Genomic DNA, 14,444 nt, shown 5'->3' with positions numbered 1-14,444 from the left:
ATCGGTTCAAGGATTATGGAATGCTGTTCTATATTGTAGAACACAAGGGAGGAAACAGATGGGTGAAACGGTGGCCATCCGCGCCGGTCGGAGCGCAGGCGCGTCTGCACGGTCATCCCAGGTCGCGGACGCTTCCGCCCGCAGCGTGATCGGGTCGAGGATCGCGATACGCGAGGCCGCGAAGAGCTTCGGTGGTTTTCACGCCGTCGATCGCATCAGCCTCGACATCGAGCCGGGTGAGTTCATCACCTTGCTCGGGCCGTCGGGAAGCGGAAAGACCACGCTGCTCAACCTGCTCGCGGGATTTCAGGCGCTGGATAGCGGCGAGATCCTGGTCGACGACCGGCCGATCCACAACGTGCCCACCCACAGGCGCGGCTTCGGCATGGTGTTCCAGAGCTACGCCTTGTTCCCCAACATGACGGTGACACAGAACGTCGCCTTCCCGCTGCGCATGGCCGGCGTCGACCGCGCCACGACCGAGCGCCGCGTTGCCGAGACGCTGGAGATCATGCGTCTGTCCGACCATGCCCGGAAGATGCCTTCGCAGATGTCGGGCGGCCAGCAGCAGCGGGTCGCGATCGCCCGCGCCATCGTCATGCGGCCGCGAGTGGTCCTGATGGACGAGCCGCTCAGCGCTCTCGACAGACGGCTGCGCGAATCGATCCAGATCGAGATCCGCGACCTGCATCAGACGATCGGCAGCACGATCCTCTTCGTCACGCACGACCAGGGCGAGGCGCTCACCATGAGCGACCGCATCGCCGTGCTGGACGCGGGCAAGATCGTGCAGATCGGCCGCCCGGCGGAGATCTACCGCCATCCGGTGAACCGCTTCGTGGCCTCCTTCGTCGGCGAGAGCAACCTGATCGAAGCCGACATCGTGCAGAAGCGCGGCACGACGATGACGCTCAGGAACCGGGCGGGTTACGTCTTCAACGCGGAGAGCCGCGACGCGATCGACGTGGGGCGCGCGACGGTGCTGGTGCGGCCGGAACGCATCGCGATCTCGGACGAAGCCAATGCCGGCTCTGCCCCGGTGACCGTCACGTCGGCCCTGTTCCTCGGCGAAGTCCTGCGCATCGAGGCGCGGATGGAGGGCGGGGAAACGTTGTTGATCCGCTGCTCCGACACCGCCCAGCGGTCACTGCCGGCCGTCGGCGACACGCTCCATGTGAGCTGGGGCGCCGACGACTGCTGGGTGCTGTCATGACAGCCGCTTCGATCGGCATGGAACCGGCGCGCGGCGGCGCGCTTGCAGGGCGGCTGAGAGACCCGGCGATACTGCTCATTCCAGCGGCGGCCTTCCTCGCCTTCTTCTATGTGCTTCCGCTCATCGATCTCACCCGCATCAGCGTCAGCGGCCCGACCTGGTCCGCTTTCTTCGAGCGGGTCTTCGCCGTGCCGCTCTACTGGGACTCCCTCTTGCGCACGATGCAGATCTCGGTCACCGTCGCCTGCCTGTGCCTGCTGTTCGGCTACCCGACTGCGCTGCTCATCCACCGGACCCGCGGCATTGCGCAGCTCCTCATCGCGACCGCGGTCGTATTGCCCTATTTCATCGCCATTCTCATCCGCACTTATGCATGGATGGTGCTGCTCGGGCGCAACGGCCCGGTCAACAAGCTGCTCGTCGGGCTCGGCATCCTGAGCGAGCCGGCGCAACTTCTCTTCAGCCGCGGCACGGTGTTCCTCGGCATGACGGCCGTGCTTCTGCCGCTGATGGTGCTCACCATCTATTCCAGCGTCGCCCGCCTCGACCAGAGCCTGACCCGCGCCGCACTCGCGAGCGGCGCAGGACCGATCGCCGTGTTCTGGCGCGTGCTCCTGCCGCTCACGCTCCCCGGCATCGGCGCCGGGTTCCTGCTGGTCTTCGTCGCCGCGCTCGGCTTCTTCATCACGCCGACCCTGCTCGGCGGACCCGGCGACCAGATGTTCGCCATGCACATCTCGCAGCAGGCCGATTCCGTCACGTCGGAAGGCTTTCTCCAGGCGCTCGGCGTCGTGCTGCTGGTGATCACGCTGGTCGTGGTCGGCGTCGCGGGACATTTCCTGGGTTTCGAGTTCATCTGGGGCGGAGGCAAGCTGGCCAACAAGGCTTCCGCCAAAACCGTGTCGCGGGCCGGCGGCGCCGATGGCCGCGGGCGTACGCTCGCCACGCTGCTCGCGGATGCGATCGGCTGGCCGCTGCTGAGACTGTTCGGCCGGCTGCCGGCCGGCTTCGGCACCTGGACGGTGTGGCTCATGGGCGGCCTCGTGATCGCCGTCCTCATCCTGCCGCTCGTCGTCGTCATGGTCATCTCGTTCAGCAGCGCGAGCTATCTGACCTTTCCTCCCCCCGGCATTTCGCTGCGCTGGTACGAGAAGTTCTTCTCCGACTCCAACTGGATGGCTGCGTTCTGGAACTCGCTCCAGGTCGCCGCGCTGTCGGCCTGCATCGCCGTCGCGCTCGGCACCTCCGCCGCGATGGGAATCGTGCGCAGCAGCATCCGCGGCAAGTCCGCGATCATGCTGCTTGTCGTCAGCCCCGTCATCGTGCCGCCGGTCGTGCTCGGCCTGTCGCTCTACAGCCTGTTCCTGCGCTTCGACCTGACCGGCACCGTGGCGGGACTTGCGGCCGCGCACGCGATCGGCGGTCTGCCGATCGTCGTGGTGATCCTGTCCGCGGCCCTGCAAGCCGTCGATCCGAAGCTCGAGCAGGCGGCGGGGGTGCACGGCGCGTCGCCCTTGACGGTGTTCCGCACGGTAACGCTGCCGGCGATCGTCCCGGGCCTGGCGGCCGCGAGTTTCTTCGCCTTCCTGCACTCCTTCGACGAACTGGTTCTTTCGCTCTTCCTGTCGAGTGCGCAACTGAAGACCCTCCCGCTCATGCTGTGGGCGGACATCAACTATCAGCTCAATCCGGTGCTGGCGGTGGTCTCGACGCTCGAGGTGCTGCTGGTGGTGGGAGGAATAGCCCTTGCGCGGCCGGTGTTGGCCCGATCGCGCGCGGGTGTCTGAGATTTAGGTCAACCCAAGTGGAGGAGAATGACATGCTGGGCATGACAAGACTTCGAAATTCCGCATCCCTTCTGGTCTCGGCCATCGTTGTGGCGGCCGGCGTCGGCGTCGCGGCCGCGCAGGAGGACGTCGTCATCATGCAGGATCCGGGCGGCGGCTATGGCGAGGCGCTGCGCAAGGTCATGTACGACCCGTTCGAGAAGGAGACCGGCATCAAGGTCGTCACCGTTCAGGAGGCCCGCAGCGGCCCCAAGATCAAGGTCCAGGCGGAGGCCGGCAAGGCGGAGTGGGACCTGACCTTCATCTTCGACCAGGAAACGAAGCTGCTGGGAGATTGCTGCCTCGAGGACATCGACTATTCGAAGCTTTCGGAGCCGGCGCAGAAGACGCTGGCCGCGATGCCGGACAACCTCAAGCGCAAGAAGGGCGTCGCCCTGCAGGTGATCGGCGTGGGCCTTGTCTACAACAAGGAGAAATTCACCGGCGAGAACGTGCCGAAGAGCTGGGCGGACTTCTGGAACGTGGAGAAGTTCCCCGGCCGCCGCTGCCTCCCTGCCTGGCCGCGCTTCGTCTTCGAGGCGGCCCTGATGGCCGACGGGGTGGAGAAGGACAAGCTCTATCCGATCGACATGGAAAGAGCGCTGAAGAAGGTCGCGGAAATCAAGCCGCACGTCGCCAAGTGGTGGACGACCTCGGCCCAGCCGCCGCAGCTCATGCTCGATGGCGAGGCTGACATGTGCATGGCCTACACCGGCTCCATGAGCAAGCTGGCGCTCGAAGGAGCGCCGGTCGAGCTGGAGTGGAACCAGGGCTTCGTCTACTATGATTTCTTCTCGGTCCCGAAAGGCGCGCCGCATTACGACAACGCGCTGAAGCTGCTTTCCTGGCGGCTTGATCCGCAGCGCGCCGCCGAGCTCACCTCGACCTTCCCTGTCGCCTTGCCGTCGCCGGTCGTGTTCGAGGCGGCCGATCCGGAGATCAGCATCTACTGGGCCAACAATCCCAAGAACGTGTCGCGCGCCATCGAATGGAGCCCGGACTATTGGGGCGGGCCGTCGCCCGCCGGCAACTCGACGAACGAGGAATTCGGCCAGGAGAAGCTGAACGCGCTGCTGGCGCAGTAGCCGGATCCGTCAGTCCGGCGGCCGCGTCTCCGAGGGGCTCGCGGCCGTCTCTCTTCCCGGCCTTCGCGGACTATGGCTTTCCCGGCTGTCATGCTAAGGGGCGATTTTCAGTCAGATGGTGCAATGGACAAGGCTTTCATCAAAGGACTTCGTCTCATCGAGACGCTCGCACTGAGCGAACAGCCGCGCGGGATCACCGACCTCGCCGCCGAGCTGAAATTCACCAAGAGCAACGTGCACCGGTTGCTGACGACGCTCCAATCCCAAGGCTATGTGCGGCAGCTCCCGCAGAACAGCACCTATGAGCTGACCACCAGGATGTGGGAACTCGGCAGCCATGTGATGCGCCGGGTCGATCTCATCAACGTGGCGCGTCCGGCCATGACGAAGCTTGCCGAAATCACCGGCGAGACCATCCATCTGTCTGTGCTGGACGACACCGACGTCATCTATGTCGACAAGATCGAGGGCGCGCATCACATCCGCGCCCATACCAGCGTCGGAGCCCGCGCCCCGGCCTACACGGTCGCCACGGGCAAGGCCATGCTGGCGCAACTGCCCGACACCTATCTCGAAAGGTTCCGCCCCCTTCTGGAGCGCTACACCGACACCACGCGCACCACGATCGAGGAGTTGCGGGAGGACATCGAGCAGGCGCGCGGGCAGGGCTACGCCTCGGTGCTCCACGGCGAGTGGCGCGAAGGCATCGCCGCCTGCGCCTGCGCCATACTCGGCAGGTCCGGCGAACTGGCCGGCGCGATCGGCATGTCGGGACCGGATTCGCGCATCAAGCGCAAGCAGATCAAGGAATATTCCGTGCATGTGATGGAAGCCGCCAGGACTATTGCCATGGCCCTCGGCTACACCAGGCGCGATTGACGCTCCCGGCGGATTTCCTCCGTAACGCTCCACCCACCAGGAAGACCGAGATGACGATTGCCTATCCGGACACACGACTTCATATCGACGGCGCATGGCGCGACAGCGTCGACGGCCGCACGATCGACGTCACCGATCCCGCGACGGGAAACGTGATCGGCAAGGTCGCCCACGCCGGTCGCGGCGATCTCGACCAGGCGCTCGCGGCGGCGGAAAAGGGCTTCGCGACGTGGAGCGCCACGGGAGCGTTCGACCGCTACAAGCTGATGCGCAGGGCGGCCGATCTGCTGCGCTCACGCGCGGACGCGATCGCGGCGATCATGACCCTCGAGCAGGGCAAGCCGGTTGCCGAGGCGCGCTCGGAGGTGATGAGCGGCGCCGACATCATCGACTGGTTCGCGGAGGAAGCGCGCCGCGCCTACGGCCAGGTGATCCCGGCGCGCGTCGGCGGCGTCATGCAGATCGCCATCAAGCTCCCGGTCGGGCCGGTCGCCGCGTTCACCCCCTGGAATTTCCCGATCAACCAGGTCGTGCGCAAGCTCTCCGCCGCGCTGGCCGCCGGCTGCTCGATCATCGTCAAGGCGCCCGAGGAAACGCCGGCCTCGCCGGCCGAACTCATCCGCGCCTTCGTCGACGCCGGAGTGCCCGCCGGCACGGTCAACCTCATCTACGGCGTGCCGGCCGAGATCTCCGAATATCTGATCCCGCATCCGGTCATCCGCAAGATCTCGTTCACCGGCTCGACACCGGTGGGCAAGCATCTCGCCGCGCTCGCCGGCAGGCACATGAAGCGGGTGACGATGGAACTCGGCGGCCATGCGCCGGCGATCGTGTTCGACGATGCCGACATCGGCAAGGCGGTCAAGGTCCTCTCGGGCAGCAAGTTCCGCAATGCCGGGCAGATCTGCATCGCGCCGACGCGTTTCCTCATCCAGGACCGCGTCTATGAAGAATTCCTCGACGGGATCACACGCGCCGCCAAGGCGATCAAGGTCGGCAACGGCCTCGACCCGGAGACCCAGATGGGGCCGCTCGCCAACGAGCGCCGCATTCCCGCGCTGGAGGAACTGGTCAACGACGCGGTGGCGCACGGCGCCAGGGTGACCGCGGGCAGTCGGCGGATCGGCAATGTCGGAAACTTCTTCGAGCCGACCGTCGTCGCGCATGCACCGACCGGCTCGCGGATCATGAACGAGGAGCCGTTCGGGCCGGTGGCGATCGTCAACCGCTTCTCGACCCTGGACGAGGTGATCGAGGAAGCGAACCGGCTGCCCTTCGGCCTCGCGTCCTACGCCTTCAGCCGCTCGGCAGAGACGATCCGAGCGCTCGGCCTGCGGATCGATGCCGGCATGACCTCGATCAATCACAACGGTCTTGCGCTGCCGGAAGTGCCGTTTGGCGGCGTCCGGGATTCGGGCTACGGCACCGAAGGCGGGTCGGAAGCGATCGAAGCCTATCTCGTCACCAAATATGTGACGGAGATGGCGGCATAGCCGCCATCGACGGAATGCCTTCGTTCGCCATGTCATGAGGCCCGCGCAAATGGACGTCGATGCCCAGCCCTCAGCCGGCGCCAACCCGGCTCTTCTGGACCGGCTGTCCGGAGCGTTGCCGCGAAATGGGCTGCAGGTGGGCGACGCCATTGATCCGCGCTACCAGGAGGACCGGCGCGGCAGGTTCTCGGCACGGCCCCGCTTCGTCCTGCGTCCCGGCTCCACGGAAGAGCTGGCGACATGCCTTTCCGCCTGCAATTCCTTTGCGCAGCCGCTTGTCGTGCACGGGGGGCGAACCGGCCTTTCCGGCGCTCACCGCATTGTCGAAGGCGAAGCGGTCCTGTCGACGGAAAGGATGACAGCGCTCGACGAGATCCGGCGCGAGAGCGCGACCGTGGTGGCCTCGGCCGGAACGCCGCTGCAGGCCGTTCAGGAAGCAGCGGACATGGCCGGCTATCTCTTCGGCGTCGACATCGGCTCCCGGGGGACAGCCACGGTCGGCGGCAACGTCGCGACCAACGCAGGCGGCATCCGCGTTTTGCGCTACGGCATGTTCCGGGCCCAGGTGGCAGGGCTCGAAACCGTGCTGGCCGACGGCACGGTCGTTTCCTCGATGCGCGGGCTGGACAAGGACAATGCCGGCTATGATCTGAACCAGCTATTCGTCGGCAGCGAAGGCACGCTTGGCGTCGTTTCCCGGGCGCTCCTGCGGCTGCATCCTAAGCCCACGGCCGAAGCGAACGCGCTTCTGGCGGTGCCGACCTTCCCCGCTGCGGTGGAACTTCTCGGCTTGCTGCGGCGGCGGATGGGATCGGCCCTGTCGGCCTTCGAACTGATGCTGCCGCGGGCGTTCGACGGTGTCGTCGCCTATCTCGGCATGCCGCGCCCTGTTGGCGCGAATGCTCCTTTTTACGTCCTTGCCGAGGTGCAGTCGGCTTTGGACGACGGGATTGTTGACAGCTTCGCCGCATGCCTGATGGAGGCGCTTGAAGGCAAGCTGGCCATCGACGCGGTCGTTTCGCAATCGCCGCGCGAGTTCCAGTCACTTTGGACCATGCGCGATTCCTGCGCCGACTACGTGCGGACGCTCGACCATATTCTCGGATGCGACATCAGCGTCCCCCTGCATCGGATGGAATCGTTTCTCGGCGCAAGCCGGTCGGCACTTCGCGCGATCGATCCCTCAATCGATTTCATCGTCTTCGGGCATCTTGGCGACGGCAATCTTCACTATGTGGTGCGCACCCAGATGCGCAGTCCCGTGGCCGACGCCATCTATGGCATGGTTGCCGCGCATGGCGGCTCGATATCCGCCGAGCATGGCATTGGCGTGGACAAGAAGCCGTGGCTTCATCTTTCGCGAAGCGAGGCCGAGCTCGAAACGATGCGCCGTCTCAAGGCCGCGCTGGACCCGAATGCCATCCTGAATCGCGGCCGAATCTTCGACAGTGGGCGCCTCTGAGCGGCGACGCGTAGCGCCGGATAACGGAGATGATTGCCGCTATGCGAGCAGCATTCCTCCGGAATCGGAATCTTCGTATGGGAGAATGACGCTTTCTCGGCGGCCGGCGCCCTGGCTGGTCATCCCCGGCAGGCAGGTCGAAGCGGCCTCAAGCATGTCCCCCGAAAGTGTGCCGCACGCGATGGAGTGCTGCTGGCATCAGTCCTTCTTGAACATGATGCGGCCGAGCCATCCCGTGACAATGGCGAGGGCCACGGCGAACAGGCCGTAGAGGAAGCCGTAGTCGTTGGCGGCGCGGAACAGCGATTGCTCGAAGCCCGATTTCACGATGGCCAGATGCGCCGAAGTTTCCCTGATGAAGGCGCCGTTGCGGAACAGGAAGGCGCGCGCCCGGTGCGTGCCGACCGGCACGTTCGGCGCCAGCGCCAGTGTCGCGCGGAACAGGTTCTGCGACAGGAACTGCACGCCGCCGACACGTTCGCTGAAGAGGCCGGTCGCCTTCTTGCGCTCGCGCAGCGCCTTGGTGAACTCTTGGATGGTGGCCGGATTGTCCGTCGGGTCGAGCGGCTCGATATAGAGATTGTTGGCGCCGAGCGCGAGTTGCCTGTAGGTCTTTGGTTCGGTGATGTCCTGGAGCTGCCGTGTCGTCGCGACCGAATAGGAGACCGGCACGTTGACGAAGGTCTCCGATTCCGCGTTGATCCACATGCCGAGGATCCGGTCCTTGCGGCGCACTACCACCGGGCGCGCGGGGCCCTCAAGCACGACGATCACATCGTAGCGGCCCTGCCGGCTGATCAGCGGGTCGGCATTGTCGAGCGCGCCGAAGATGGTGAGGTCGGCCCCAGCGAAGTCGGCCGTGATCGATATCCTGTCGGTTGAAAGCCCGATTTCGATGTTTTCGGGATTGGCGTCCTGCGCCGCGGCGGTCGGGGGCGCGAAGGCAAGGAGGGCGGCGACCGCGATCACCCGCCGAAATGCTGCAGCGTCGGTGCGCTTGTGCTGCGGGGTCGCGGCCATGCCTCAGCCCTCGCCCAGGCTGGCGAGCGAATAGAGGCTGGCCGGCCGCACGAAGAGGTCGAAGGCGAGCCTCAGGGCGACCGCGAGCACCAGCAGCGCCAGCAGCGCGCGAAGCTGCTCGCCCCGCAGCCGCTGCCCGGCACGCGCGCCGTATTGCGCGCCGGCGACGCCGCCGACCATCAGCACGAAAGCGAGGATCACGTCGACGGTCTGGTTGGCGGTGGAATGCACGATGGTGGTGTAGGCCGCCACGAAGATGATCTGGAACAGCGAGGTCCCGACGACGACATTGGTCGGCACCTTGAGCAGGTAGATCAGCGCCGGCACCATGATGAAGCCGCCGCCCACGCCCATGATCGCGGCCAGGAAGCCGATGCCTGCACCGATGCCGAGCACGGGTATGACGCTGACGAAGAGCTTCGAGGTGCGGAAGCGCATCTTCAGCGGCAGGCGGTGGATCCAGTTGTGCTGCCCTGATTTCTTCAGGGTCGGAAGCGCCCCGCTGCGCACGCGGCGCAATGCATTGACGCTTTCGACCAGCATCAGGCCCCCGACGATGCCGAGGAAGGCGACATAGAAGATCGAGATGAACAGGTCGAGCTGGCCGAGGCTGCGCAGGAACGCGAAGACCATGGCGCCGAACGTCGAGCCGACGATGCCGCCGGCGAGCAGCACCGTGCCGAGCTTGATGTCGAGCGTGCCTCGTTTGAAATGCGCGAGCGCACCGGAGAAGGATGAGGCGATCACCTGGTTCGCGCCGGTCGCGACCGCGATGGCGGGCGGGATGTTGTAGAAGATGAGGAGCGGCGTGATCAGAAAGCCGCCGCCCACGCCGAACATGCCGGACAGGAACCCCACCGCGGCGCCCATGGCGAGCAGCACGAAGACGTTGACCGACATTTCCGCGATCGGGAGATAGATGCCCACCCGTCTTACTCGACTTTTGTCTGCTGCCCCGGAATCCCGTTCCCAATGAGGCACTTGCCGTGAAATTCTGGCTGTTCTTGGGCCGACGAGACCTTGAAGTCAAACGACATTCGGCCATGAGGTTAAGACACTGCGGCTTCCCTCCGCGGCGTCTTGTCTCATGCAATGGAGTGAGTGGCGAAAAGCCGGTAACGAACAGGGGAAGAACGTTTTGCGGCCCCTGTTCGCTACTCGCTCTGTTTGCCGCTCCGGAGCGGCTGAGGCTCCCGCGTCACTTCTTCTCCAGCAGTGTCTCGACCAGCTTCTCGTCGACCTGGCCGGTCGGCTCCAGGCCATTGTCCTTCTGGAAGGCGACGATCGCGCTCTTGGTCCGCTCGCCCATCACGCCGTCGGCGCCGCCGGCGTCATAGCCGTTCTTGTTCAGGATCATCTGGATGCTGGCGACCGCCTTCTTCACGTCGATGCTGGCGGTGGTGGCGGTCGTCGTCTGCCAGGCCTCGGGGATGTCGAGCGTGTTGGCCTCGGCGTCGACCGGCTTCGGCTTCCACAACTCGGCCGCGGCGCGCGCCCGCTCCAGTTGCTCCGGGCGCAGCGCATTGGCGATCTCGTCGCGCTTGGTCACGGCGTCGCGGTCGCCCGTCTTGGCGACCAGTGCGAACCACTTGTAGGACTCTTCCAGGTTCTGCTGCATGCCGACGCCCTTGGCGGCGAGGATGCCGAGGTTGAACTGGCTGTCCTTCACGCCGAGTTCGGCGGCGCGGCCGAACCATCGGGCGGCCGAATCATTGTCCGTCACGCCGTCGGCCCCCATCGCGAAAAGCACCGCCAGATTGTGCATGGCGCTGGCGTTGCCCTGTTCGGCCGCCATCTGGTACCAGGTCTTGGCCTTGGCGACGTCGCGGGTCACGCCCAGGCCCTTTTCGTAGAAGTTGCCGATGCGGTACTGCGCCGGCGCGAAGCCCAGTTCGGCCGAACGCTCGTACCATTTGGCGGCCGCGGCCATGTCGGTCTTGATGCCGCGCCCGTCCGCGTAGCGCGCGCCGATCTCGAACACCGCCTTGGGGTCGCCGGTGTCGGCGGCTTCGCGCAGCGCTACGGGTCCGGCCTCGACCGGCGCGGGCTCGAAGGCCGGCTGCTGCATGGGTGCGGCATTCGCCTCGGGTGCCGGTGCGGTCTCTGCGGGCGGCTCGGCGATGGCGGGCGCCTCGGCAGTGTGCGGTATAGCCGCGGTCGGCATGCCCGTCTCCACCTCATGCGCGGCGCTGTCGGCGGCGGGCGCGTCGATCTCGGGCTCGAGCGAGGCGTCGTCGGCCGGGATGGCGTCGTCTTCCTGGATCGTGCCGCTCTGCTCGCCGGCGCCGACGGCACTCGGCGCGGCAGTATCTGCGCTTACTGCAGGCACGGGCGCCGACGGCTCGGGGGCGAGGGAAGCCGCTGGAGCGCTCATCGGCGCGTCCTGAGCCACCTGCTCGTCCCCGGCAAGGAACGCCTTGCCGAGCTGGAGACCGGCGAGCGCCAGCATCACGGCGACTGCGCCCATCAGGATCGGCTTGCGCTTGCCGCGCAGGAATTCCCCGATGCCGAAGCTCTTGGGCAGGCCGGTCCCGTCGGCCTGGCGCTTCATCGTGCCGGCTTCGGCGGCGGCGGCCTGCGCGGCGCGCCGCGCGGCGGCGATGAAGTCGGACTTCGCCGCTTCGGTTTCGTTCGCACGCGCCGGCTGGCCGCGCTCCTCGCGCACGCGGCGCATGATGGCGTTGAGGTCGGGCGTGCCCGAGCCCGGTTCCAGCGGCCGGTTGGCGATCTTGGGATCGAGCGGCTCGTCGAGATCGAGGCTCGGCGCCTCGGGCGTCGGGGCCATGGCGGGTTCGGCCGACACCGGCTCCGGCTTCTCCCGCTTTGCGGAGAAGGCCCGCGTCAGGCCGCCAAGCATGGAGCGCACCCGCCCTTCGGGTTCGGTGCGCGCACGGGCATCGGCGCCAATGGCGGCAACCGCGGCCGCGGCGGCTGCTTCGGCCGGCGATCGCCTCGTCTGGGGTTCTGCATCGCTCGGATGCATCGTATCGAAGGCCAGGGTGCTTGCGGCCGGTTCCTCGTCCCGGTCGAGCGAGGGGGCGGCGCCGGTGGCCAGTTTCGAAAGCAGGTCCGCCGGCGTCTCCACGGCGGGCCCGGGCTCGCCCTGCGCGTCGGGTCTGTCGACGGCCGTCAGCTCTTCAGGCTGGCGTTCCCGTTTGCCGAACCGTTCGAGGGGCTCGATCGCCTCGGGCTCGCGCTGCTCCAGCGTGCCGAGCCGATCGACGATCTTCAGCAAGGTGTCGTGGATCGCCTCGAAGGTGCGCGTGTTGCGCTCGTCGGAGCGCCGGGTCAGCGTTTCCAGCGACTTCAGGTCCTCGGCGAGCCCGGCCACCGCCGCCGCCTCGGCGGGCGATCCGGCGAAGGAGCGGACGGCGTTCTCGGCCGCCTGGCGCGCCGTTTCCAGGATCGCTTCGCGATTGCCGGCGATCGACTGCTCGATCTCGTCGAGGCGCGGGCCGATATCGTCGAAATCGGGCAGGGGCGCGCTCGGCTGCGAAAGATGCGCCGAGAGCCCGGCGACCTGGGCTTCGAGGTTGCGGATGAGATCCGGATCGATGGCGGCGACCTGGGCGGCCGACGATTCCAGCCTGGCGGAAATGTCCTCCAGCCGCGCTTCCATGTAGCGCATCGCGTCCTCGCTCGCGCCCTGCCGGTCCTGGTCGAGACGGCGGGAAAGATCGGCGAAGCGCTGGTCGATCGCATCCATGATGCCGCGGTCGTCCGCGGCCGAGGCGGCGTTGCGCTCGTCGAGGCGCATGACCACGTCTTCGAGGCGCCGCTCGAGATCGCGGAACAGTGCCTGGCCATGCTCGATCGCGTCGCCCTGCCGGCGGTCGAGCAGATCGGACAGCATGACGAAGCGGTCCTCGATGCCGCGCAATATGTCGTCGGTGTCGGGCGCCGCCGGTGCGCCGTCGAGCTTCTCGGCGATCGCCATGACCTGCCGCGTCAGCCGTTCCATCGACTTTTCAGGAAGCGCGCCGCGGGCGGCGATCTCGTCGACGCGTTGCGAAAGGAAATCGAGGCGGTCGATCACCTCGCCGGAAGGCCGCTCCTCGATCAGTTCCTCGACCTGCCGGGCGAGCGAGGAGATGCGCGCCTCGACGCGCTCGAACGGGGCGGGATCGAATTGCGGCGCCGACAGCGTGGCGGTCGAGGCCACGATCGCCCGCGAGATCTCGTCGAGCCGCTCCTCGATCAGCACGAAGGTCTCGTGGCCGCGGCGATCCTGCTGGCTGGCGAAATGTTCGACGGCTCCGGCGAGGATGCGCACCTTCTCCTCGAGCGAGCGAAGCGACAGCGATTCCGGCAGGTTGTGGACGGCCTCGACGATCTGCTCGAGCCGCTGGTTGAGCGCTGCGATGGCCGGGTCGTCGTCGCGGTCCTGGACGGAGAGACGATCCTCGACGCGCGACCAGCGCTTGTCGAAATCCTCCCAGCGGCGGTCGGCGGCGCGCACGGTCTCCTCGCGGGCCAGCGAATCGATCGCGCTTCTGACCTGTTCCAGTTCGAGCCGCAGCAGGTTGACGCCGCGGTCGTCGTTGCGTTCGGCAAGCGAATGGATCACATCCGACAGGCGCTCGAATTCGAGGCCGAGCTGCGCGCCGTCCCTTGCCGCGGGCGAAGCCGCATAGGCGCGCTCGATGTCGCTGCGAAGCATGTCGAACTCGCGCCGCAGCCCCGACGTCATCTGGTGGCGCAGTTCCTCGCGCAGGCCCTTCAGTTCGCCGGCGATGCGGCCGACCGAGGCGACGCCTTCCTCCTGTCCGCGCACGCGATCGATGTCGTGCGCGATCGACTGGTAGAAGTCGTTCCGGCGGGACCATTCGGCGCGACTGCCGTGGTCGGTGCCGCTGCGCGTGCGCGCATCGCTTGCCCATTGCCCGGGGCGGCTGAAATCGTCGGCTCGGCCGAGCGGTGTTTCATGGCCGCGCTCCAGCCGGTTGCCGATCGCTTCGAGCGAGCGGTTGAGCTCTTCGAGCGAGGCATGGGCCTTGCGCGGGCGCCCGGCGTTCAGGGAGTCGAGATAGGACCGCTTGCTGTTCATCGAGACGTCCGCCAGCCAACCTTGCCGGCCCCGTGCCGGCTTCCGTAGATGTCGGAGAACGATGCGGCCGTGGCCGTCCGGCCGCGGCGGGAAGCCAGGCTTCCCCAGGGCTGTCGCCCCCGCTTCGAGACGCCGTGAGCAAAGCGATACGGGATATTCACGGGATACCGACGCGCCCACCTTTCACCAGACGTGGTAAACAACGCGTTAACTTGTCTTACCAGAGGGGCGATTGGAAAGCCGGGCGGCCCGAGGAACAGCGCCGGCGACTGAGGCCCCTGCCAACGGTCGACAATGTCGACCGTTGGAGCGCGCGACTGCGCGCCGCGCCCGTTGGCGCGAAAGCCAAGCGGCCCGGATGGGCCGCGCCGGCGACTGAGGCCAGAGAAAGACACCGCGCCGGCGACTGAGGCCCCTGC

Annotated in this window: 9 protein-coding genes; 6 read left to right on the top strand and 3 right to left on the bottom strand. The window is 66.9% G+C overall.

The genetic code is table 11. The features are described from left to right. The first annotated feature begins 58 nt into the window (after positions 1-58). The 6 genes from JN302_RS35245 (at position 59) to JN302_RS35220 (ending at position 7,958) form a co-directional block, all read left to right on the top strand. Positions 59-1,213 carry an ABC transporter ATP-binding protein gene (locus tag JN302_RS35245; protein WP_202330661.1) on the top strand — a complete coding sequence of 385 codons (1,155 nt, stop codon included), beginning with the start codon at positions 59-61 and terminating at the stop codon, positions 1,211-1,213. Continuing rightward, positions 1,210-3,000, top strand: a complete 1,791-nt coding sequence (locus tag JN302_RS35240) for an ABC transporter permease subunit (RefSeq protein WP_202330660.1) — start codon at positions 1,210-1,212, stop codon at positions 2,998-3,000. The genes JN302_RS35245 and JN302_RS35240 overlap by 4 nt, the downstream gene beginning before the upstream one ends. Positions 3,001-3,032: 32 nt before the next feature. Continuing rightward, positions 3,033-4,124, top strand: coding sequence for an extracellular solute-binding protein (locus tag JN302_RS35235; protein WP_202308938.1), 1,092 nt, complete (start codon positions 3,033-3,035; stop codon positions 4,122-4,124). A gap of 123 nt (positions 4,125-4,247) precedes the next feature. Continuing rightward, complete coding sequence (locus JN302_RS35230) at positions 4,248-5,003, top strand: IclR family transcriptional regulator (RefSeq protein ID WP_202308937.1); 756 nt, start codon at positions 4,248-4,250, stop codon at positions 5,001-5,003. Positions 5,004-5,053: 50 nt separating this feature from the next. Then, on the top strand, positions 5,054-6,496 hold the full coding sequence (locus JN302_RS35225) for an NAD-dependent succinate-semialdehyde dehydrogenase (protein ID WP_202330659.1): 1,443 nt from the start codon (positions 5,054-5,056) through the stop codon (positions 6,494-6,496). Between the two features lie 49 nt (positions 6,497-6,545). After that, entirely contained in the window at positions 6,546-7,958 is a 1,413-nt protein-coding gene (locus tag JN302_RS35220; RefSeq protein ID WP_202330658.1) for an FAD-binding oxidoreductase, read from the top strand. Positions 7,959-8,156: 198 nt separating this feature from the next. Here the strand turns inward: JN302_RS35220 and JN302_RS35215 are convergent, their stop codons facing one another. The 3 genes from JN302_RS35215 to JN302_RS35205 form a co-directional block, all read right to left on the bottom strand. After that, complete coding sequence (locus JN302_RS35215; RefSeq protein ID WP_202308934.1) at positions 8,157-8,978, bottom strand: TIGR02186 family protein; 822 nt, start codon at positions 8,976-8,978, stop codon at positions 8,157-8,159. A gap of 3 nt (positions 8,979-8,981) precedes the next feature. Next, positions 8,982-9,905 (bottom strand): sulfite exporter TauE/SafE family protein, encoded by a 924-nt coding sequence (locus JN302_RS35210; protein ID WP_202308933.1) that lies wholly within the window; start codon positions 9,903-9,905, stop codon positions 8,982-8,984. Positions 9,906-10,176: 271 nt separating this feature from the next. Continuing rightward, positions 10,177-14,025 carry a peptidoglycan-binding protein gene (locus JN302_RS35205; RefSeq protein WP_202330657.1) on the bottom strand — a complete coding sequence of 1,283 codons (3,849 nt, stop codon included), beginning with the start codon at positions 14,023-14,025 and terminating at the stop codon, positions 10,177-10,179. Positions 14,026-14,444: the final 419 nt, after the last annotated feature.

It is taken from the genome of Mesorhizobium sp. L-8-3 (assembly GCF_016756615.1).
Taxonomy (GTDB): Bacteria; Pseudomonadota; Alphaproteobacteria; order Rhizobiales; family Rhizobiaceae.
Note: the sequence above shows the minus strand (reverse complement) of the source record. Positions and strands in the feature narration are given on the sequence as shown.